Origin of the sequence: Actinomadura sp. NPDC047616 (genome assembly GCF_040642915.1) — a bacterium.
In the GTDB taxonomy this organism is placed as follows: domain Bacteria; phylum Actinomycetota; class Actinomycetes; order Streptosporangiales; family Streptosporangiaceae; genus Spirillospora; species Spirillospora miaoliensis.
In genome coordinates, this window is record NZ_JBEYTB010000007.1 from 166,764 (window position 1) to 188,592 (window position 21,829).

Here is a 21,829-nt window from a genome sequence, read left to right on the forward strand (position 1 = left end):
CCCGTAGACCTTAGACAACCCGGCATGTTCCGCGCGTCAATCCACCGCATGATTGTGGGCCCGCAGTTGTCACCTCGCCCTCCGACATGCGGATCAGCGGACTCAGCCCTTTGGCCCACGAAACCCCGGTATGCCCCCCGCGCGGGGCGGGGGGCTTCGCGCGGGGCTAGATGTAGGGGCCGTGGCCGCCGCGGTCGGGCGCCTGCGGGCCGGGAGGCAGGTCTTCGGTACGCAGCATGCGCACCTCGGCGTCGTCCATCTTGATGCCGGGCCGGGCGTCGGCGGCGGCGGTGATGCGCTGGGCCTGCCGCGCGATGGCCGCGTCGAGAAGGTTGCGCACCATGCGGGCGTTGCCGAACGAGGCACCGCGCGGCTCGGCCGCCAGCCGGGCCCGCACCTGCCCCAGCACCCCGTCGGCCAGGGTGAACCCCGCCTGGTCCGCCATCAGCTCGAAGATGGCCAGCAGCTCGTCGACGCTGTAGTCGGGGAAGTGCAGCCGTTTGGGGAACCGGGAGGCCAGGCCGGGGTTGGAGGCCAGGAACCGTTCCATCTCGGTGCCGTATCCGGCGACGATGACGACCAGGTCCGAGCGGTGCTCCTCCATCAGCCGCAGCAGTTCGGCGACGGCCTCGTGCCCGAAGTCGCGCTGGTCGCCGCCGGTTCCGGCCAGGGTGTAGGCCTCGTCGATGAACAGCACGCCGCCCAGGGCGCGTTCGACCACGGTGCGCACGCGGTGCGCGGTCTGCCCGATGTACTCGGCGACCAGGTCGGCGCGGGTGGCCTCCACCAGATGACCCGACGACAGCAGGCCCAGCCGCGCGTACACCGCCGCGATGAGCCGGGCGATGGTGGTCTTGGCGGTGCCGGGATTGCCGGTGAACGCCATGTGCCGGGTCGGGAAGGCGATCGGCACCCCCGCGTCGCGGCGGACCTGCTCGGCGCGCGCCTCGGCCACCAGCGCCGCCACCTCCTGCTTGACGGCCGCCAGCCCCACCAGCCGGTCGATCTCGGCCAGCGGGTCGTCCAGCACTGCCTCGCGGCCGGGCATCAGGGACTCGGGGACGTCGGCGAGCAGGATCTCGTCCAGCGACTCGTGTTCGTCGACGACGCCGTCCTCCAGCACGCGCCGGCCCTGCATGGCCACGGCCCGGTCGAGCAGGTGGTTCATCAGCCGGGCGTTGACCAGCCCGCGGTCGCGCGGCGCCGCCTGCACCAGCGCCCGCACCTTCTCCAGCACCCCGCCGGCCAGCGCGAACCCCGACTCGGCCGCCTTGCGGGCGAACACCTCCACCAGCTCGTCGTCGGTCAGGTCCGGGAAGCGGACGGTCTTCGGGAAGTAGGCCGCCAGATCCTCGTGCGAGCGCAGCAGCCCGTTCAGCTCGGCCTCCGGCCCGGTGAGCACCACCACCAGGTCGTCGGAGTGCGTCTGGACGGCGGTGAGCAGCGCGCCGACCAGTTCCCGGCCGCGCAGCGGTTCGACCTGCCCGAGCGCGTGCGCGCCGCGCACCAGCAGCACACCGCCCAGCGCGCGTTCCACGGCGCGCCGCATCTTCAGCGCGCTCTCGCTGGTGTACTCGCCCAGCAGGTCGGCCCGGTCCACCTCCACCAGATGCCCGGTCGACAACACGCCCACCTCGGCGAAGATCCGGCCCAGGATCCCGGCGACCTTGCCCTTGCCGGTGCCGGGACTGCCCGCGAACACCAGATGCCGGGGCCGCGACGCCACCGCCATGCCCGCCTCGCGCCGCAGCCGCGCCGCCTTGGCCTCCGCGACCAGCGCGGCGACCTCCCGCTTGACCGGCTCGATCCCCGCCAGCGCGGCCAGTTCGGCGTGGGGGTCGCGCTCGGCGGCCCGGCCGGGGATGAGCCGCTGCGGCAGATCCGCCGCGACGACTTCCAGAACGGGCACCGGCCCGCCTCGGACGGCCTGCGTGCCGTCACCGCTCTCGGCCGTGCCGTCCCTTCCGGCGGCGGCCCCGGCCTCGGCGGGCGTCGCGTCCGTCGGCTCGGCGTCCTCCGCGGCGGGTGGGACCTCCTGGGAGGCCGCCGCGGCCTCGGCCGGGGCGGCTTCGCCTGCCGATGCGGGCGTGGCGGGCGGCGGGGTGGGCTCGGTGCGCTGGGGAGGCACGGCCTGGAAGGCGGCCGCCAGGCGGGCCCGGGCGTTGGCGGTGGCCTGGGTGGCCAGGTGTTCGACCAGGCGGGCGCCGCGCAGGTTGAGCAGGGGCGGCGTGGCGGCCAGCAGGGCGCCGGCCTGGGCGGCGATCTCGCGGGTGACCGCGGCGCCGCGGCGGGCGACGGCGCGGCGGAACAGCTCGGTGTAGTCGTCCTGGCGGAAGTCGCGGGTGCGGGTGACCTCGAAGGCGCGGACGAGGGCGGGGTTGGCGTCGAACAGGCGGCGGTCGCCGCCGGGACGGCAGAGCGCGACGACGTCCAGCGCCGGCCACCGGGCCATGAGCCGCCGCAGCTCCTCCACGGCGGCGGCGCCGCACCGCTCGTAGGAGGCCAGCCGTTCCAGGTCGTCGACGACCAGCAGCAGCCGCGCCTCCAGGCACTCGCGGACGCGGGCCTGCAGCCACAGCACCGCGTCGCTGACGGTGAGCGCGGCGAACACCTGGTCGGAGATCCAGGCCGCCTCACGGATGGCGCCGCGCTCGGCCAGGACGCTCTCCAGCAGTTCCGCGGCGGTGCCCTTGCCGGTGCCCTCGGGGCCGGCCACCAGCAGGCGGATCGGGCGCTCCCCCGCCGCCCGAGCGGCCAGGGCCTCGCGCAGCGCGCGGGTCAGCTCGGGCTGCCCGACCAGCGCCTCCTTGAGCTCGGCGACCTCCGGTTCGGCGGCGCCGGATTCGCCAGGGGCCTGCCGTCCGGCCGCGACGGTGCCGGACGGGGCCAGGCGTCCCACCAGGTGGTTGGTGACCCGGCGGGACGCGAACAGGCGCCGCACGTCCAGCTGGAACGCGCGCACCGGGACGCGGCAGCGCGGCATGGTGGCCGACTCGGGCAGGCCCTGCACGGCACCGGTGAGGCGGACCGCCATGTCGAGCCAGGCGCGGCACGCGTCGGCCTCGCCCGCGACGAGCCCGCGGGCCAGCCAGGCGCGCAGGTTCAGCTGCCACGCCTCGACGTTGAAGTCGCCGCGGGAGGCGCGCAGCCGGTCCTGCAGATGCTCGTAGCGCGCCGTGCCCAGTGCCACGGCCATCTCGGCGGGCACGGCCGTCATCTCCGCCGCCAGCAGCAGCCGCGCGACGGCGACGTCGGCGGGCTCGGTGTCGCCGGCCTGGGCGGCCAGCCGGGCGTGCGCGGCGTCCAGGCCCGCGCACACCCAGCCCAGGTAGCCGACGGGCCCGGACAGCTCCGGCAGCACGGCCAGGGTGTCGTCGGGCAGGCCGTCCGCCCACGCGGCCTCCAGGCGGTCCTGGGGGACGGTCAGGTCCTGCTCGCGCAGCGCCGGGTCGGCCGCGTGCCGCTCGAACAGCTCCGCCAGGGCGCGGCGGCGCGGCTCCAGGGGTTCCAGCCCGGCGAACACCTCCAGGCAGTCACGCGCCAGCTCGTACATGACGGCGCGACGCTCGCGGTCGTCGCCCGCGGGCTCGGGCAGCCACAGGCCGGGCGGACGCCACCGGCCGCCCTGGGTGAACCACGCCAGCGGGTCGCGCACCGCGGGCTCGGGGGCGGCCAGGAAGTCCGACAGCAGCTCGTACTCGACGTCGCCGCGCGAGCCGCCCCGTACCGCCGAGGCCCCCAGCAGGAACGTCAGCAGCGACCACTGCTCGGCCCCGGCCGCCGACGTGCCCGGCCCGTAGAAGTCGCTGAGCTGCCGGGAGAGCAGCGCGGCGCGTTCGTCGGCGTTGAAGGCGACGGCGCGTTCCCGCATCTCCTCGTACAGGCCGTCCGGCACCCGCCAGGGACCGTGGGCGTACACGTCCAGGACGGGTTCGTCGGTCAGCAGCAGCTCGAGATGGTCGGGCAACCGGGGCGCGCTCACCTGGGACGCTCCTCCTTAGATCCCACCGGGGGCACGGGGGACGTCCCCCGCGAGAACACTGGTCCGTCACGTCTGGCAAGCACCCTACGCCCGAAGGAAAGGCGGCGCGGCTGCCGTTTGCGCCCTTGACAATGGCACATAGTGTGGGGATCGGCCCTCATATCCGTGGGCCTCACCGTTACGGACGGTGTCGGGGCGCCCCATGGACGCGTCGCCTTGTTGGCAGGCGCCGTGCGCTCCGGAATAGTTGACGGATGAACGAATTTCGCCGCCGGGTCCGGCGGAGGCGTGTCTACCGAAATGGGGGACCCCCGTGCAGCCACTCGAAGTGACCTCCCGTCCGTACGACGGGTTCACCGTCGTACGGCTGCGCGGTGAGCTGGACATCGCCACCGCCGAGGAGTTGCGCCTGCGGCTGCGCCTGGCGCGGCGCGAGCACGGCGACCGGGTCGTGCTGGACCTGGCCGAGCTGGAGTTCATGGACTCGCACGGCCTCTCGGTGATCATCAACTGCTACCGATCGGTCACCGAGGCGGGGGGCAGCCTCGCGCTGGTCGCCCCCCGGCCCATCGTGTGGCGGGCCCTGGAGATCACCGGGCTGCACCAACGGCTGACCATCGTGGACACCGTCGACGAGGCGGTCGCCGCCGCGCCGGAGCCGGCCGGCGGCGCGGGCGAGGCCCCGGAGAGCGAGGCCCCGGAGGGCGGCGAGGACGCCGGCCCTGCCGCCGATCAGGCCGCCGCCCCCGTCGCCGCGGCGGGCTCCACCTGACCGGTCTCCATCTGACCGGCCTTTACCTGACCGGTCTGCACCTGACCGGGCTCCCGCCGCACGCGGCGGGGAAGGCTCACAGCGGCAGCGGCGTGGGCCGTTTGGGCGCGCGGCCGTCGCCACTGGAACGGCCGGTCGCGCGGCGGCCGATCCACGGCAGCAGATAGGTGCGGGCCCAGCGCAGGTCCTCGCGGTACATGTCGAGGCGGCCCACGGGCGGGACGTCGGCGGGCCACGGCTCGCGCCAGTCCTCGTGCACGGGGACGCCGATCACCTCGGCGACGCGCAGCGCCATGCGCCGGTGCCCCTCGGGGGACAGGTGCAGGCGGTCCTCGTACCAGGCGCGGGCGTCCCCGAAGACCGGCATGAGCGACCACAGGTCCACCACGGCGCAGCCGCGCCGGTCGGCGATGGCGCGCAGGTGCATGTTGAACGTGGCGGCCTTGCCGCGCAGCCGCCGGGAGCCGACGCGGTGGTCGCGCGGGTCGAATCCGGTGAAGACCACGACGTCGGCGCCGCAGCCGCGCAGCCGCCGCACGGCGTCGTCGAACTCCACGGCCAGCGCGTCGGGGTCGGTGCCGGGCCGGATGATGTCGTTGCCGCCCGCGCAGAACGTCACCAGGTCCGGCCGCATCGCCACGGCCGCCGGCACCTGGTCGGCGACGATCTGCCGCAGCAGCTTGCCGCGCACGGCCAGGTTGGCGTAACACAGCCCCGGGTTCTGCGCGGCCAGGTGCTCGGCGAGCCGGTCCGCCCAGCCGCGGAAGCGGTCGGGGTCGTCCGGGTACGGATCGTTCAGTCCCTCGGTGAAGCTGTCACCGACCGCGACGTACGTCGCGACACGCCGGGCGGACACCACATCCTTGGACTGGTCCATAGCAACCCCCTGATACGGCGCAATCCAACCGATCACGACGACATATCATGCAGGGTGCACATATCCCTACGCGACCGTAGGGACCGGCGGGTCCGGAGCCGTCGCGCGGCGCCCGGGTCCCCGCCGGATCGACGACGCGCCTGTCAGGTCCAGCTCGGCGAGGTGCCCACCGCGCCGCCGCCCGGCGGCACCGGCGGCGCCGACGGCGGCATCGGCCCGACCGACGTCGAGTGCACCGCCAACGCGTGCTGCACCAGCGTGATCAGCACCTGCTTGGTGGACTGCCGGCTGCGCGCGTCGCACTTGACGATCGGAACGTGCCGGCTGATCGACAGCGCCTCCCGGATGTCCTCCACCGTGTACGGGAACTCCCCGTGGAAGCCGTTGACGCCCACCACGAACGGCAGGCCCAGCTCCTCGAAGTAGTCGACCGCGGCGAAGCAGTCCTCCAGGCGGCGGGTGTCGACCAGCACCACCGCGCCGATCGCCCCCTTCACCAGGTCGTCCCACATGAACCAGAACCGGTGCTGGCCGGGCGTGCCGAACAGGTACAGGATCAGCTCGCTGTCCAGGGAGACGCGGCCGAAGTCCATGGCGACCGTGGTCGTGGTCTTGTCGGGCACCGCCGACAGGTCGTCCACCTCGGCGCTGGCGGCCGTCATCACCGCCTCGGTGGTGAGCGGCATGATCTCCGAGACGGACCCGACGAAGGTGGTCTTGCCGACGCCGAAGCCGCCACCGACGACGATCTTGACGGACGTCAGCTCGCCGTCCGCGCCGGGTGGCGCGGTTTCAGAGCTTGCGAAGGCCACTGAGCACCCTTTCGAGTAGGCGGAGGTCCGGCTGGGCGTTGGCGGGGCGCGACTGGTGCAGCCGCAGCAGTCCCTCCAGGGCCATGTCGGCGACGAGCACGCGAGCGACGCCGAGCGGGATGCGCAACATCGCCGACACCTCGGCGACCGAGCGCGCCGACCGGCACAGATCCATGATCGCCCGGTATTCGGGCGTCAGGCTGGAGATGTCGCGGGGCGGGTAGGGGGCCGCCGTGACCAGGGCCTCGATGGCCAGGTCGTACCGCGGCTTGGTACGGCCCCCCGTCACGGCGTAGGGGCGCACCAGCGAACTGGTCTCACCCTCCGCCCGGGCCTCCGGCGCGGGGCGTCCCTGGGCCGGATCGCCCGACCACCGGGGCGGGCCTCCCGGGCCGGGCCCGTAGGGCCTGCCTCGATCCATCTCGCCGACCTCCGTCCGAGTCAGTCGCTGCCACTACGGGGGGACGCCGCCCCCGCACCCCCGGGGTCATTGCTGGTCAATAGCGGGCCGGACCCGCACCCATCTCCGACACCGACGGCCCGCCGTACGGCGGCTGCTGCCCGTCTCCCCCGGACCGCAGCGCCGGCGTCAGGACCCGGCCCACGCGTTCCACCAGCAACGTCATCTCGTACGCCACCAGGCCCAGGTCGCAGTCGGGCGCCGCCAGCACGGCGAACACCGAGCCGTTGGCGATGGACATCACGAACAGCAGCCCGCGGTCCATCTCCACGACGGTCTGGTTCACCCCGCCGGCGTCGAAGATCTTCGCCGCGCCCTGGGTGAGGCTCATCAGCCCCGACGCGATGGCCGACAGCTGGTCGGCCCGCTCCGGCGGAAACCCCGACGAGTACGCCATCGGCAGCCCGTCGGAGGAGACCACGACGGCGTGGGCGACCTTCGGGACGCGATCCGCGAAGTTCGTCACCAACCAGTTGAGATCCTGCCCGCTCACGGGGTGCCTCCTGTCTCTCCGCCATCCTGTGACGGACCCTCACCATGCGTGCCGGCGGATCCGGCCGCGCCGCGAGCCTCATCGCGTCCGCGGCGCACGCCGCGCTGCAGGCTCGCGAAACGATTCCGTACGACATCAGCGGACTGGCTCTGCGCCTGCTCGCGCCGCGCCGCGGCCTCCTGCGGCGAGACCGCGCCGGGCACCCGGTTGCGACCGGGCACCCGCTTGGGCAGCCCGGCGGACGTGCGGGAGCCCGCGACCGGCTTGCGGGTCGCCGCCTCCGCCACCCGGAAGCCCTCGTCGGCCGGGGACTCCCAGCCCTTGGCCGGATCCCCGGACGCGCCCTCGGTCCTGCGCTGGAACCACTCCGACTGCATCGCATCGAAGATAGGGGAGCGTTCGGAGGGACGCATAGTGTCGGGTGGGGCGGATGAGCCGCGTTGCGGTGGCCGGGCCGCCGGACGGGGCCTGCCCTGCCCGAACCCCTGCTCGGGAGACGGGGCGGGAGCGGCCTGCGCCGGAGGCATCTGCCCCGCCGGAGGCGTCTGCGCCGGAGGCGGGGCGCCCTGCCCGAACGGCTCCTCCGGATAGGGGCCTTCCGCGAAGGAGGGTTCGTCCATGGCGGCCGGTTCGGGGGACGGCGCGTCCTCCCACTGACCGCCGCCGACGGGCCGTCCCGGGTCGCCCGGCTGCCGGCGGGTCGGCCTGCCGAGCCTGCCGGGCCGGACGGGCGGCATCGGGCCGGTGTCCCACGACACCTGCCGGGGCGGGCTCTGCTCGGGCATGGCCGGCTGCGCCTCCGGCACGACCGGTTCCGGGCCGTGCAGATGCGCGCCGGGCTTGCGGACGGGCAGATCGCCGCCGAAGCCGGGCCGGTCGTCGCCGGCGAGGCCCGGGCGCTCCTCGGCGCCGTAGCCGGGCCGGTCCTCGGCGCCGTACGGGTCGCGGGCGTCGGCGCCGTACGGGTCGCGGGCGTCGGCCCCGTAGGGGTCACGCGTGTCGGCGCCGTAGGGGTCCCGGGCGTCGACGCCGTAGGGGTCCTTCGGTTCGTGCTCGCCGCCCATCGGCAGCGGGCCGGTGTTGCCGAACGCCGGCTGCGGCCCGGTCTGGCCGGGCAGCGGCGCCTGCGGGCCCGTGCCGCCGGCCATGGGGTGCGGTCCGGTGCCGTCGAGCGCGCCGTGCGGGCCGGTTCCGGCCACCGGCTGCGGCCCGGTCGGCGACTGCGGGCCGGGCTGCGGGCCGGTGCCGCCGACCGTCGGCAGCGGGCCCGTTCCGCGCAGCATCGGCTGCCCGCCGGTGCCGTTGTACGGGTCGTCGGCCTCGGCCCGCTGGAACATCCCGCCGGCGGAGTTGCCGCCGGGGCCTGCCAGCGCGGACTGCGCCGACACCCCGGCCAGCTGCGGCCGTCCCGCCGGTTCGGCGTCGCGGGACCCGAAGCCGCGGGTGCCGACGCCGCCGCTCTCGCCGGCGCTGATCACCGCGTCCGGCAGCATCACGAACGCGGTGAGCCCGCCGCCCTGCGCGGCCCGCAGCTCCACCCGGATGCCGTGCCGGACCGCCAGGCGGCCGACCACGAACAGGCCCATGCGGCGGGCCGCGGAGAAGTCGATGACCGGCGGGTTGGCCAGCCGCCAGTTGGCCTGCTCCAGCTCCTCGGACGACATGCCCACGCCGTTGTCGTTGATCTGCAGCATGGCGCCGCCGCCGCTGAGCAGCTGCCCCGACACCGTCACCTTGGTGTGCTCGGCGGAGAACGTGGTGGCGTTCTCCACCAGCTCGGCCAGCAGGTGCACCAGGTCGTTGACGACCGGGCCGGCGACGGTCATGTCGCCCTGCACGCGCACCGCGACCCGCTCGTACTGCTCGACCTCCGACAGCGAGGCGCGCACCACGTCGATCAGCGGCACCGGGCGGTTCCACCGGCGCACCTGGTCCTGGCCGCCGAGGACCAGCAGGTTCTCGCAGTTGCGGCGCATGCGGGTGGCCAGGTGGTCCAGGCGGAACAGGTTGGCCAGCTGCTCCTCGTCGCGCTCGCTCTGCTCCAGCTCCTCGATCAGCCGCAGCTGGCGTTCGATCAGGGTCTGGCTGCGCCGCGACAGGTTGACGAACATCGCGTTGATGTTGCCGCGCAGCACCGCCTCGTCGGCGGCCAGCCGGACCGCCTCGCGGTGGACCTCGTCGAACGCCCGCGCCACCTGGCCGATCTCGTCCCTGGACTCGACGTCGATGGGCTCGACCTCGATCCCCTCGGCGGCGGCCTGCGGGTCGCGCAGCCGGTCCACCAGGCCGGGCAGCCGGGTGCCGGCCACCTCCAGCGCGCCCTCCTGCAGGCGGCGCAGCGGCCGCACCATCGACCGGGCCACCACGACGACCACGACCAGGACGACGGCCAGCAGCAGGGCCAGCAGCACCGCGTCGCGGACGGTGGCGAACTCGGCGTCGGAGCGCAGCTCGTCGACGCGGCTGCTGACGTCGGCGCGCATGCGCGTCTCCACCTGCTGCATCCGGTCGATCCGGGCGGTGGAGTCGCGCACCCAGTCCTCCGCCTGGCGGGGGCCCAGCGGCTGGATGCTCAGCGACGTGGAGCGGCCCGCCAGGGTCAGCGCCTGGGCCCGGGTGAACTCCGCCCGGTCCAGCTCGGGACCGGTGACGGTGTCGTCGAACAGCCGCTGCTCGGCCAGGTTCGCCGAGGCGCGGAAGTCGGCCAGGCCGCGGGTCAGGTCCGAACGGGCGTCCTGGACGCCCTGCAGGGTGCCGGAGTCGAAGCGGCGGTCCCACAGGGCCGCGGCGATGAGGGCGCGCTCGCGGGACGCGGCGTCCTTGGCGCGCGACAGCGACACCAGCGTCAGCAGGCTGCGGGCGGTGTCGGGGTCGGACGCGTCGTAGGCGGCCACCACCAGGTGGGCCAGGATGTCGTCGTTGAACTCACTGTACTTGTCGACGACCGGGCCGGGGGCCAGCCGTCCGGCCAGCGCCCGCAGCGCGCCCAGCGACCGCACCCGGTTGTCGATGTTGGCCAGGCCGAGGCGCAGCTGCGTTCCGCTGATGTCCGCGTCGGCGACGGCCTGACGGTATTCACGCGCCGCGGCGTCCACCGCCGACTGGCGCTGCCGCAGGGTGTCGTCGTCCACGGCGCGCGCACCGCCCGCGGCGCGCTCGGCCATGGCGTCGCGCTCGTTCTCCAGCGCCTGGGACAGCACGCTCAGACGACTACCGACGGTAGCCAGATCACTGCTGCGCCGGTACTCCTCCGCGTTGTCCACGGAGGAAAGGACCCGGCCACCGGCCAGCACGGCCGCCACGACCGTCGGGATCGCGATGACGGCGATCAGACGCGTGGTCACGCGCCAGTTGCGCAGCCGCAGCCACCCGCCGGAACCCCCCTTGCGCTGGGGTTCCTTGCCGGTAGTGGGCGCTGCCCGGGGGGACTGCGGGGCGACCTCGGCCCCTTCCGCTGTGCGCACTGCCCTCCGCTACCTCTCAATGGACGACCGCTCGCGGCCCACATGCCCCGAACGCGATTCCACTATTTCGCGCCTCAAGAGCCTCTGCGGGCGAGCGCGGAACATTGCAACACAGAGCTACCATCCCAGCCAACCCGAATGATCACACAGGTCATAACTTGTGATGAATGAGCCGGGGATGTCACAGATTGTTTGCAGTTGTTCACATTTGTACGTGTAAAGCTGCATCTTACGACCATGCCGCTCGCCTGTGCGCTACGCTCCCCGACCGTTGAAAGATCACTTTCATCGACCCTCCCCCGCATCACGGAGCGTTGCCAAATGCATGCACTCCATCGCCGCACCCTGCTCGCCGGCGCCCTCGCCCTGACCCTGGCCGCCTCGGCGGCCGCCTGCGGCGGCTCCGAGGAGAAGGAGTCCGCCAACGGCCTGGAGCAGTCCGAGATCACCGTGGGCACGATGCTGATCGGTGACACCGCCCCGCTGCAGCTGGCCATCAGCCGCGGCCTGTTCAAGGCAGAGGGCCTGACCGTCAAGACGCAGGTGATCAACGGTGGCGCGGAGGCCATCCCGCGACTCAAGAGCGGCCAGCTCGACATCTCCGTCGGCAACTACGTGTCGTTCTTCAACGCCACCGCCACCGGGGCGCTGAAGACGAAGATCGTGGCCGAGGCGTCGCAGGCCGCGCCGAAGACCCACACGCTGCTGGTTCCCAAGGACTCCCCGATCCGCAGCATCTCCGACCTCAAGGGCAAGAAGATCGGCGTCAACACCAAGCGGAACGTGGCGACGCTGCTGGTGCGTTCGGCCGCCAAGCCCGCGGGCGTCGAACTCGACGAGGACAAGAACTTCGTCGAGGTTCCGCCGCCCAACATGGAGGCCGCGCTGAAGTCCGGCAGCGTCGACGCCGTCCAGGCGATCGAGCCGTTCGGCACCCAGATCCAGCAGAAGCTCGGCGCCCGGCTGCTGGCCGACCTGTCCAGCGGCGCCACCGCCGACTTCCCGCTGTCGGGCTACGCCACCACCGAGGAGTTCGCCACCAAGAACCCCAAGACCGTCGCCGCCTTCCAGCGCGCCATCGTCAAGGCGCAGGGCATGGCCGCCGACCGCAAGGTGGTGCAGGACATCCTGCCCAAGTACGCGCGCGGCATCGACGCCAACGTCGCCGCCACGATGGTGTACACCGCCTACCCGACCTCGCTGAACGCGACCCGGCTGCAGCGCGTGGCCGACGTCATGCAGCAGTTCGGGATCGCCAGCCAGCGCATCGACGTCAAGTCGCTGCTGATCGCCGGGGCGACGTCCGGATGATCGGCCCCCGGCGCTTGCTCCTGGGCGCCGCCGGCGTGGTCGGGGCGGTCCTCGTCGTCGAGGCGGTCAACCGGCTCGGCCTGGTCGACGAGGACGCCCTGCCCGCCGCGACGACGATCCTGTCGGAGGCGGGACGGCTGGCCGTCGACGGCGACTTCCTGGTCGACGTCGGCGACACGGTGCGCGCCTGGGTCGGCGGGCTGCTGCTGGCGGTGGCCGTCGCGGTCCCCCTCGGCGTCCTGCTCGGCTCGGTGCCGCTGCTCGGCACCGCCTCCCGCTTCCTGGTCGAACTGTGCCGCCCCATTCCCTCGGTGGCGCTGATCCCGCTGGTGCTCATCCTGTTCTCCTCGGTCACCCAGCAGAAGATGGCGCTGATCTTCTACGCCTCGCTGTGGCCGATCCTGATCAACACGCTGTACGCGCTGCGCGACGTGGACCCGGTCGCCAAGGAGAGCCTGCGCGCGTTCGGTTTCGGTGAGGGATCGGTGCTGTGGCGGGTGTCGCTGCCCAGCGCCGGCCCGTTCATCGCCACCGGCGTGCGCATCGCCGCGTCCGTCGGGCTCGTCGTGGTCATCAGCGCCGAACTGCTGGCGGGCGGCGGCGAGGGCGTCGGCAACTTCCTGATGGAGAGCCAGTCCGGCGGCGGCAACACCGAGATCATGCTCGCCGGCGCGTGCTGGGCGGGGATCCTGGGGCTGGCCGCCAACGCGGGCCTGGTCGGCCTGGAACGGCTCGCCTTCCGCTGGAACACCGCCCGCGTGGAGGGGGTCTCATGACGCGGCTGCTGCGCGGGGCCGCCGAGCGGCTGTGGCTCGTCGTGCTCGCGCTGATCGCCTGGGAGATCGGCACCCGGGCGGTGCAGGAGGAGTACTTTCCCCCGCCGTCGAAGATCGTCTCGGCGCTGCACGAGATGTGGTTCTCCGGACCGGCGTCCCGGCTGTTCCTCACCGACAAGGCGGTGGACGACTTCTCCACCAGCCTGGGCCACCTGTTCGCCGGCTGGCTGATCTCCTGCGTCGCCGGAGTCGCGCTGGGCGTGGCGATCGGCCGCTCCCGGACGCTGAACGACCTGCTGGACCCGCTGCTGCAGTTCCTGCGGGCGGTGCCGCCGCCCACGCTGCTGCCGTTCTTCATCATCGTGTTCCAGCTGGGCGCCACCATGCAGATCATCACGATCGCGTTCAGCGTGGTGTGGCCGGTGCTGCTCAACAGCGCCGACGGCGTGCGCACCGTGGACTCCCTGCAGCTGGAGACCGCACGGGTGTTCGGCCTGTCGCGGTACCGGCGCCTGGTGACGGTGATCCTGCCGTCCGCCGCCCCGAAGATCTTCGCGGGGCTGCGGGTCAGCCTGGGCTTCGCGCTGATCCTGATGGTGCTGTCGGAGCTGGTCGGCAGCACCGCGGGCATCGGCGCCCAGCTGATCGGCGCGCAGCGCGACTTCGACCTGCCCGCCATGTGGGCGGGGATCATCATCCTCGGCGTGCTGGGCCTGCTGTTCAACGGGGCGTTCGTGCTGCTGGAACGGCGGCTGCTCGCCTGGCACAGCGGTGCCCGCAGGCTGGCCAACTGAACGACCAGGGGGGCGCGGGGGCCGCCCCCCGCGAGCACACGCCTCGCTACCACCAACAGAAGGGTTGACGTCGTGCTGGAGATAGCCGCCCTCAGCCACACCTATCCGGACGGGCACATCGCCATCCGCGGCATGGACCTCACCGTCCCCGACGGTGAGCTGGTGAGCATCGTCGGCCCGTCCGGCTGCGGCAAGTCCACGCTGCTGCGCTGCATCGCCGGGCTGATCCGCCCCACCGGCGGGAAGGTCGTCCTCAACAACGAGCAGGTCGCGGGCGTCCCCGACGGGCTGGCCGTGGTGTTCCAGGACTACAGCCGTTCGCTGTTCCCCTGGCTGACGGTGCGCGACAACGTGGCGCTGCCGCTGCGCCGCCGCGGCAAGTCCAAGACCGAGCGGCGGGACGCGGCGATGCGGGCGCTGGAGTCGGTGGGGCTCGCCGACGCCGCCCGCAAGTACCCCTGGCAGCTGTCGGGCGGCATGCAGCAGCGGGTGTCGATCGCCCGCGCGCTGGCCTACCAGCCGTCGCTGCTGCTGATGGACGAGCCGTTCGGCTCGGTCGACGCCCAGACCCGGGAGGACCTGGAGGACCTGGTCCTGCAGGTGCACCGGGCGGAGAAGATGACGATCCTGCTGGTCACCCATGACATCGACGAGAGCGTCTACGTCGGTGACCGGGTGGTCGTGCTGGGGCCGTCCCCCACCGGGGTGGTCGCCGACGTGCCGGTGCCGCTGCCGGCCGAGCGCGACCAGATCGAGACGCGGGCGATGCCGGAGTTCATCAGCACGCGGGCGAAGGTGGGCCGCCTGGTCCGCGGCGACCACGGCGCGCTCGGCGAGACCGATGTCACTGCGGCCGATTCCGCGAAGGCAGAGACGGACACCGCCGACGAGACCAGGATCGACATCAACAAGACGGACACGAAGACGGACACGAAGACGGACAGGGCCGACGTCGCGGCGGCGCGCAAGGACGGCTAGGGCGGCTTGCAGGACCGGCCCGTCCGCCGGTCGAGGTCGGACATTCAGAACGCGAGGACGGAAAGGCGATCCATGGACGCACTTGTCGTCGGAGCGGGCATCGGGGGCCTCACCGTGGCGCTCAGCCTGCACGAGGCCGGCATCCGCACGCAGGTCGTCGAGGCGGCGACGCGGCTGCGCCCGGTGAGCGTCGGCATCAACCTGCTGCCGCACGCCGTGCGCGAGCTGACCGAGCTGGGGCTGGGCGAGGAGCTGGCCGCCACCGGCGTCACGCCCGCCGCGATGGCGCACTTCGACCGGCACGGCGGCCGCATCTGGGCCGAGCCGCGCGGCGTCGCGCAGGGGTACCGCTGGCCGCAGTACTCGATCCACCGCGGCGAGCTGCAGCTGATCCTGCTGGACGCCGTCCGGGCCCGGCTCGGCGCGGACGCCGTGCGCACCGGGACGGCGTTCGAGTCGTTCGAGCAGGACGACGCGGGCGTGCGGGCCCGGCTGCGCGACCGCGCCACCGGCGCGGTCGAGACCGCCCGCTGCGACGTGCTGATCGGGGCGGACGGGTTCCGCTCGACGGTGCGGGCGCAGCTGCACCCGGGCGAGTCCGGGCCGCTGTGGAACGGCGTGCGGCTGTGGCGCGGCATGACCGAGGGCGAGCCGTTCCTGGACGACCGCACCATCGCCGTGGCGGGCAGCAACACCGCCGCCAAGCTGGTGGTCTACCCGATCTCGCGGCGGGCCCAGGACGAGGGGCGGGCGCTGCTCAACTGGTCCGCCGAGGTCAAGCTCGTCGACGAGGGGATCACCGAGGCGCCCGACGTGGAGACGCGGGAGGGGCGGCTGGAGGACTTCCTGCCGTACTTCGCCGACTGGCGGTTCGACTGGCTGGACGTGCCCGCGCTGCTGTCGTCGACGGAGCGGATCCTGGAGCACACGATGATCGACCGGGATCCGCTGCCGTTCTGGAGCCAGGGCCGGGTCACCCTGCTCGGCGACGCCGCCCACCCGATGTACCCGATCGGGTCCAACGGCGGCTCGCAGGCGATCCTGGACGCCCGGGTGCTGGCCCACGAGCTGGCGCAGCGTCCCGGCGACCCCGCCGGCGGGCTGGCCGCCTACGACAAGGCGCGCCGCGAGCCGGTGAACGCGATCGTGCTGGCGTGCCGCGACATGCCCGCCGACCGCGTGCTGCACACGGTCAGCGAACGCGCCCCGGACGGCTTCGAGCGCATCGAGGACGTGCTCAGCGCCGAGGAGCTCGCCACCATCAGCAACGCCTACCGGCAGACGTCGTTCTCCGACGTGGAGGCGCTGAACAACCGCCCGTCCCTGAGCGTGCGCCGCTGACGTCCTCATTTGGCGTCGGCGTAGCAGTCGACGACGGCGGTCTCCATCGGGAACACGACGGGGGTGCGGCCGAACAGCAGGCGCCCGGCCTCCTCGGCGGACGCCCGCACGGCCGCCCCCACCTCCTCGGCCAGCTCCGCGGGTGAGTGGACGATCACCTCGTCGTGCTGGAAGAACACCAGGCGGGGCGGGCCCAGTGCGGCCAGCCGGCGCCGCAGCGTGGCCAGCAGCACCAGCGCCCAGTCGGCGGCGGTGGCCTGGACGACGAAGTTGCGGGTGAAGCGGCCCCGGCTGCGCGCCGCCGCGGCCGCGCGCTCGGTGCCCTCGGCGGTCAGGGCGCGCCACTCGGCCGACGGCGGCGGGCAGGTGCGGCCCAGCAGCGACCGGACGAGGTGACCGCGCTCGCCCGCGCGGGCGGCCGACTCCACGAACCCGAACGCCTCGGGGAACCGGCTCTTCAGCACGGCCAGCAGTTGCACGGCCTCGCCGGTGCCGCCCCCGTACATCGCCGACAGCAGGGCGATCTTGGCCTTGTCGCGGGCGCCGCCGAAGGCGTCGGCGAGGGCGCTGTAGAGGTCGCCCTCGGCGGCGGCGCGGGCGAACGCGCGGTCGCCCGCCAGCGCCGCCAGCACCCGCGGCTCCAGCTGGGCGGCGTCGGCGACCACCAGCGCCCAGCCGGGGTCGGCGACGACCGCGCGGCGCAGCACCCGCGGGATCTGCAGGGCGCCGCCGCCGTTGGTGGCCCAGCGGCCCGACACCACGCCGCCGACCACGTACTCGGGCCGGAACCGCCCGCCCGACACCCAGGTGTCCAGCCACGTCCAGCCGTGCGCGGTGTGCAGCCGGGCCAGCTCCTTGTACTCCAGCAGCAGCGGCACCGCCGGATGGTCGACGCGTTTGAGCACGTGCGCGCGGGTGGAGGGGACGGGCAGCCCGGCCGCGGCGAACGCCTTGACCACCTGCGCCGGGGAGTCGGGGTTGACGTGCCGTCCGAACGCCTCGCCGATGCGGTCGGCCAGCTCCTGCAGGCGGCGGGGGCGCAGCCCGCCGGACGGGCGGGGCCCGAGCAGCTCGGTGAGCAGGGCGTCGTGCCGCTCGGCCGACCAGGGCAGCCCGTCGTGGCCCATCTCGGCGGCGACCAGCGCGCCGGCCGACTCGGCCGCCGCCAGCAGCGCGAACCCCTCCAGCCCGGCGACACGGCGGCGCTGCGCGGCATGCACCGCCACGACCAGGTCGATGTCGTCGTGCCGGGCGCCCGCGTCGGGGGCGCCGCCGGTCTCGGCGTCGTCGAACAGCGACGGCTGGGGGCGGACGTCGGGCGGCGCGGGGTCGTCGGGGACGGGCGCGCCGTTCAGCCTGGCCCAGGCCGCCCGCACCGAACGCGGCTCGCCGTGGCGGCCGTCGTGGCCGAGCAGCAGCGTCTCGACCAGTTCGAGGTCGTGGCAGCGCGCCACCCGCACGCCCGCGCGCAGCAGCCGCGGATACACCCGGGCGGTGGACGGCCACACCCAGCGGGGGGCGGCCGCGCGCTCGCGGTCGGCGATCGCGGCGGCGAGGTCGGCGACGCGCTCGGCCGGCCCCGCGGGCGCGCCGTCGTCGCCCACCGGACGCAGCGTGCCCCCGCCGTCCTCTCCGCAGGCCACCGCGATCCTCACCGCTCCAGTGTCGCGGACGGCACCGACAGAACCGGCGCGCCGTCCTCCGGGCCGCCCTCCACCCCGCCCCTCCGGGCCGTGACCGGGCACGGAGGGGCGACGGGGCTGAGGGAGGCCGCCGTGCCCGCGTGCGGTCGTCAGGTGGCGAGCGGAACCTGCTGGCCGGGGGCGGTGGTGCCGCCGTAGCGGTCGACGACCTTGTTGAGCTGCAGCTGGTAGTACAGCATCCCGCAACCGAAGATGCCGAGCAGGAACCCCATGCCGCCGCTGCAGCTCGGGGTCAGGCCCGCGGCGCGCTGCGCCTGGGCGATGCGGCCGCCGAGCTTGACGTACACGATCAGCGGCCAGATGCCGAGGGTGATCCCGCCGAACAGCAGCGACAGCAGCGCGCCGGTGGCCGCGTCGCCGACCCGGCGGTCGTAGCCGAACAGCTCGGCGTGCACCTTGTAGAACCACACCAGCGGGTAGATCCCGAAGGTGATGATCGGGAGCCCCAGCCAGACGCCCACCGGGTTACGGCGCTTCATGTTCTGGCCGGCGGCGTGCGCCGGGGCCTGCTGCTGGACCGGTACGGGCGCCTGGCCGCCCTGGTAGGGCTGCTGATACGGCTGCGCCTGCCCCTGCTGGGGATAGCTCATGCTCTGCACTCCCGGAAGTCTCGTCGGCAACGGTGTCACGACAGTCGCCAGACGTAGATCGTCTGCGACGAGTGGAGACTGTACGAGAGTCGGCATGCGCCAATGCGCCGAATCGTGAAGTTTTCTCCGGTTCGTCAGAACATTTGCACTGTTCTCCGGATCAGCGGGCGCTTTTGGCGGTGTCGCCACCCCCCGGGCGCAGCGGAATCGTCACCTCGTCCTCCACGGGCGGGCGGTCCTCCTGGTCGCCGCAGCCCGTCGCCGCGAAGCAGCGGATCCGCAGCCGCTCCTCGGTGACGTCGATGCGCAGGAAGCTCTTGAAGAAGGGCGGGCGGTCCCAGTCGACCATCTCCGAACGGAAACGCTGCGGCACCTTGCACACCGGGAGCCGCGCGTAACGCAGCCTTCGCCGCTGCCCCTTCGGTACGCCCAGCAGTGCGGCGACGAAGCGGGCGCGCCGCGACGGGGAGGCTCCCGGGGTCTCCCCCACGCTGTTGTACGCGCGGGCCGGTTCGATGCCCAGGCGGTGGCGGATGGCCTCGGTGGCCTCCTGCGGGGTGAGCTCGAACAGCTTCGGCAGCCGCAGCCACCTGCCGTACAGCTTGCTGTAGCGCGACAGCGAGTCGCCCCGCAGCGGGTAGCAGCGGAAGTCGTTCTCGTCCACCAGGCGGGTGCGGGGGATGATGTGGGTGGCGTGCATGAACGCGCCGCTGCCGCCCGCCACCACGTACTGGATGGTGCGGTCGCCCACGCGCACCGGGTAGCGCTGGTAGTTGTGGATGTCGCCGCCGATCGCGGCGACGTAGCTGTTGGCCGGGTCGCGGACGACGTCGTCGACCGTCCCGCCGCCTTCGATCCGGCCGGGGGCGCGGCGGTCGTCCACGCACAGGGGCTTGCCGGTGATGAGCAGCTTGGGCTTGGGACCCGCGGAGACCTCCCGAAGCCACGCCCCCTGGTCGCGGTCGAGGCCGCCGGTGATGCCGGTGTCGATGGCCACGATCCTCAGCGCGGGCGTGTCGATGGCCCAGTACGGCCCGGGTTGCCGCGCGCGTTGCCTGGGGGCGCCCCGGTAGCGGTCCCTGGCCTGGGCCAGTGCCTTGTCGTCCACTTCGCCCGGCCGGCGCCACAGCAGGCGCGGCACCAGCGCCAGGGGGCCGCGCCAGGGTTCGGGTGTGCAGTCGATCGTCAGGTCGCAGAACACCCGGAGGAACCCCTGCAGGCCGTCGTACCAGTCGTGGTTGCCGGGGATGGCGTAGATGGGCCCCGGGTAGCCCTGGTACGGCCGGAAGAACTTGTCGGGGTAGTCGGCGGCGTCCCCCGCCGGATAGATGACGTCGCTGGCGATGACCATGAAGTCGGTGTCCTCGCCCACGCGCAGCGCGGGCGGCACCACGGCGTACTGGGAGCGGTCGCCCTCACCGGTGTCTCCCAGGAGCAGGAAGGAGAACTCCGTGGCCGAGCGGTGCATGGTGAACGCCGCCCTCGTGCCGCGCGCGGTCAGCGCGGCGACGCAGCGCCGCCGGATGCCGTTGGAGGGGTCGCCGAAAAGCTTGGCGATGACGTCGTTGCGCGAGCGCCACAGCACCGTGGGGCGGCGCCAGGAGAACGGCTTGACCCGCTCGGGCAGCAGCTCGCCGAAGCTGCCCGGCTTCCCGCACACCCATCCCGCGCCCGCCTCGGACGTGCGGGAGTTCTCTGGGGTTCGCTCCGCGGCCGCGTCCTCGGCGCGCACACTTCACCTCCGGCAGGATGAGGGGACAGCGCCACCCTTTCCGGAGATGATCTGCCCCGTCAAGCGATTCGGCGGGGCTCACCCGGCGGTTCGCGCGGCCTGCCCGGCCCGCGGCCGCCTCACTGGACGGTGAAGGTGCGCGGGTCGCCGGTGGGGACGATCTCGCGGCCCAGCGGCAGCAGCGACACCGGGATCAGCTTGAAGTTGGCGATGCCGAACGGGATGCCGATGATCGTCACGCACAGGGCGATGCCGGTGACCAGGTGGCCGAGGGCCAGCCACCATCCGGCGACCACCAGCCAGATGACGTTGCCCAGGCAGGAGGCGGCGCCCGCGTCGCGGCGGCGCACCACGGTGTTGCCGAACGGCCACAGCGCGAACAGCGCGATGCGGAACGAGGCGATGCCGAACGGGATGGTGATGATCAGGATGAAGCAGATGATCCCGGCGATGGCGTAGCCGACGGCCAGCCAGAATCCCGACAGCACGAGCCAGATGATGTTCAGCAGAGTGCGCACGAGCCCCACCCTAGGCATCCCGGGGCGCGGTGGGGGGCGCGAACGACGCGGTCGGCGCCGACGCCACCCCCGTGGACGTCGGCGCCACCACGCCCAGGACGACCGCGGTCATCATGAGTCCCCCCAGAACGGCGAGCTGTCGCCATCTCATGACCGGTCCCGCAGTCGCCCTTAGGTCCCTTATCGGGACGTTCTGAACGCTATACGGACGTCCGTAATGCAGGCGTAAACCGACCAGAACTTGCCGTCCAAATCTGGTGCACGGCGCCGGCGTTCCGTCTCGCGGGCTCGGGGGCGGGCTCGGGGGCGGGATCAGGGGGCGGGATCAGGGGCCAGGACGCGCAGCGCCTCGGGCAGGACGGTGGCGGTCACCGGGAGCACCCCGGGCAGCTCGCCGTCCGCCCCGTACGGGAGCGTCCGGCCCGGCGTGGCCAGCTCGATCCGGACCTGGCGGCCGCGCAGGACCTCCACCTGGGGGCGGCGCACGTGAAGGCCGTTCTCCAGCTCCCGCATCACGGCGAAGAACAGGGGTTTCGGCGCGCGGTTGATGACGACCACGTCGAGCAGGCCGTCGTCCACGCGGGCGTCGGGGGCGATGTGGCGGCCGAAGCCGTACCAGCCGGAGTTGGCGGCGACCACGGTGTAGCTGGTGCGCCGGTGCTCCTGGCCGTCCACGGTGATCCGGTAGTCGGCCGGTCGCCAGGTGAGGACGGCCCGCAACGCGCCGACGTAGTACGCGGCCGAGCCGCGCAGCACCCGGGTCCTGTTGGCGTTGGCGTTGGCGACGGCGTCCACCCCCGCGTAGACGCTGCCCAGGACGGGGGTGCCGTTGGCGTCGATGGCGTCCACGGCGCGCGGCTCCCCCTCCAGCAGCAGGCGGGCCAGTGCGTCGGGCCGGGAGGGGATGCCGAGCTGACGGGCGAAGTCGTTGCCGCGTCCGGCGGGGACGATTCCCAGCACGGCCCCTGTCGTGGCCAGGGCGCCGCCCACGCAGCCGACCATGCCGTCCCCGCCCACGCCCAGCACGACGCGGCCGGCGTCGGCGGCGGCGCGGGCGAGCGCGGCCGCGTGCCGCAGTCCGCGGCTGTACTCGACGACGACCTCGGCCCCCGCCTCGCGCAGCAGCCGCGCCAAGGGGACGAGCGTGGCCGCTGAGGCGGAGGCGCCCGCGGCGGGGTTGACGATCGCGGTGAACGCGCGGCGGCCTTCTGGCGACGGCATCGCGG

Annotated in this window: 17 protein-coding genes; 6 read left to right on the forward strand and 11 right to left on the reverse strand. The window is 73.5% G+C overall.

What is annotated here, in order from left to right:
* Window positions 1–166: 166 nt before the first annotated feature.
* On the reverse strand, window positions 167–3,982 hold the full coding sequence (locus ABZ801_RS18610) for an AAA family ATPase (protein WP_360699121.1): 3,816 nt from the start codon (window positions 3,980–3,982) through the stop codon (window positions 167–169).
* Window positions 3,983–4,295: 313 nt separating this feature from the next.
* On the opposite strand from ABZ801_RS18610, the gene ABZ801_RS18615 reads away from it, so the two are divergent.
* Entirely contained in the window at window positions 4,296–4,754 is a 459-nt protein-coding gene (locus ABZ801_RS18615) for an STAS domain-containing protein (RefSeq protein ID WP_360699123.1), read from the forward strand.
* A 76-nt stretch (window positions 4,755–4,830) separates the two neighbouring features.
* On the opposite strand, the gene ABZ801_RS18620 is transcribed toward ABZ801_RS18615, so the two are convergent.
* The 5 genes from ABZ801_RS18620 to ABZ801_RS18640 form a co-directional block, all read right to left on the reverse strand.
* Entirely contained in the window at window positions 4,831–5,631 is an 801-nt protein-coding gene (locus ABZ801_RS18620; protein WP_344956374.1) for an SGNH/GDSL hydrolase family protein, read from the reverse strand.
* Between the two features lie 143 nt (window positions 5,632–5,774).
* On the reverse strand, window positions 5,775–6,395 hold the full coding sequence (locus ABZ801_RS18625; RefSeq protein WP_360699530.1) for an ATP/GTP-binding protein: 621 nt from the start codon (window positions 6,393–6,395) through the stop codon (window positions 5,775–5,777).
* 28 nt (window positions 6,396–6,423) lie between these two features.
* Complete coding sequence (locus ABZ801_RS18630; RefSeq protein WP_344956372.1) at window positions 6,424–6,864, reverse strand: DUF742 domain-containing protein; 441 nt, start codon at window positions 6,862–6,864, stop codon at window positions 6,424–6,426.
* 76 nt (window positions 6,865–6,940) lie between these two features.
* The gene (locus ABZ801_RS18635; RefSeq protein ID WP_344956370.1) at window positions 6,941–7,396 is read right to left on the reverse strand and encodes a roadblock/LC7 domain-containing protein; all 456 of its coding nucleotides are present in this window, start codon (window positions 7,394–7,396) and stop codon (window positions 6,941–6,943) included.
* Window positions 7,393–10,860 carry a nitrate- and nitrite sensing domain-containing protein gene (locus tag ABZ801_RS18640; protein WP_360699126.1) on the reverse strand — a complete coding sequence of 1,156 codons (3,468 nt, stop codon included), beginning with the start codon at window positions 10,858–10,860 and terminating at the stop codon, window positions 7,393–7,395. Before ABZ801_RS18640 ends, ABZ801_RS18635 begins: the two co-directional genes overlap by 4 nt.
* 321 nt (window positions 10,861–11,181) lie before the next feature.
* Between ABZ801_RS18640 and ABZ801_RS18645 the strand changes: the two genes are divergently transcribed.
* The 5 genes from ABZ801_RS18645 (at window position 11,182) to ABZ801_RS18665 (ending at window position 16,060) form a co-directional block, all read left to right on the forward strand.
* Entirely contained in the window at window positions 11,182–12,171 is a 990-nt protein-coding gene (locus tag ABZ801_RS18645) for an ABC transporter substrate-binding protein (RefSeq protein WP_344956366.1), read from the forward strand.
* 14 nt (window positions 12,172–12,185) lie between these two features.
* Complete coding sequence (locus tag ABZ801_RS18650; protein WP_360699128.1) at window positions 12,186–12,947, forward strand: ABC transporter permease subunit; 762 nt, start codon at window positions 12,186–12,188, stop codon at window positions 12,945–12,947.
* Window positions 12,944–13,741 carry an ABC transporter permease gene (locus ABZ801_RS18655; protein WP_344956362.1) on the forward strand — a complete coding sequence of 266 codons (798 nt, stop codon included), beginning with the start codon at window positions 12,944–12,946 and terminating at the stop codon, window positions 13,739–13,741. The genes ABZ801_RS18650 and ABZ801_RS18655 overlap by 4 nt, the downstream gene beginning before the upstream one ends.
* A gap of 72 nt (window positions 13,742–13,813) precedes the next feature.
* Window positions 13,814–14,719: an ABC transporter ATP-binding protein gene (locus tag ABZ801_RS18660; RefSeq protein WP_360699131.1), complete on the forward strand. Its 906-nt coding sequence runs from the start codon at window positions 13,814–13,816 to the stop codon at window positions 14,717–14,719.
* 72 nt (window positions 14,720–14,791) lie between these two features.
* Window positions 14,792–16,060, forward strand: a complete 1,269-nt coding sequence (locus ABZ801_RS18665; RefSeq protein WP_360699133.1) for a flavin-dependent oxidoreductase — start codon at window positions 14,792–14,794, stop codon at window positions 16,058–16,060.
* A gap of 5 nt (window positions 16,061–16,065) precedes the next feature.
* Here ABZ801_RS18665 and ABZ801_RS18670 read toward each other — a convergent pair whose 3' ends face one another.
* The 5 genes from ABZ801_RS18670 to ABZ801_RS18690 all read right to left on the reverse strand — a co-directional run bounded on the left by ABZ801_RS18670 (window position 16,066) and on the right by ABZ801_RS18690 (window position 21,824).
* On the reverse strand, window positions 16,066–17,715 hold the full coding sequence (locus ABZ801_RS18670; protein ID WP_360699135.1) for a bifunctional 3'-5' exonuclease/DNA polymerase: 1,650 nt from the start codon (window positions 17,713–17,715) through the stop codon (window positions 16,066–16,068).
* A 137-nt stretch (window positions 17,716–17,852) separates the two neighbouring features.
* On the reverse strand, window positions 17,853–18,353 hold the full coding sequence (locus ABZ801_RS18675) for a DUF4234 domain-containing protein (RefSeq protein ID WP_360699137.1): 501 nt from the start codon (window positions 18,351–18,353) through the stop codon (window positions 17,853–17,855).
* Between the two features lie 160 nt (window positions 18,354–18,513).
* Window positions 18,514–20,085, reverse strand: coding sequence for a metallophosphoesterase (locus ABZ801_RS18680; protein ID WP_360699139.1), 1,572 nt, complete (start codon window positions 20,083–20,085; stop codon window positions 18,514–18,516).
* Window positions 20,086–20,204: 119 nt separating this feature from the next.
* A complete protein-coding gene (locus tag ABZ801_RS18685) occupies window positions 20,205–20,612 on the reverse strand; it encodes a YccF domain-containing protein (RefSeq protein ID WP_344956352.1) in 408 nt (135 codons plus the stop codon).
* A 303-nt stretch (window positions 20,613–20,915) separates the two neighbouring features.
* Entirely contained in the window at window positions 20,916–21,824 is a 909-nt protein-coding gene (locus ABZ801_RS18690; RefSeq protein WP_360699141.1) for a YegS/Rv2252/BmrU family lipid kinase, read from the reverse strand.
* Between the last annotated feature and the right edge of the window lie 5 nt (window positions 21,825–21,829).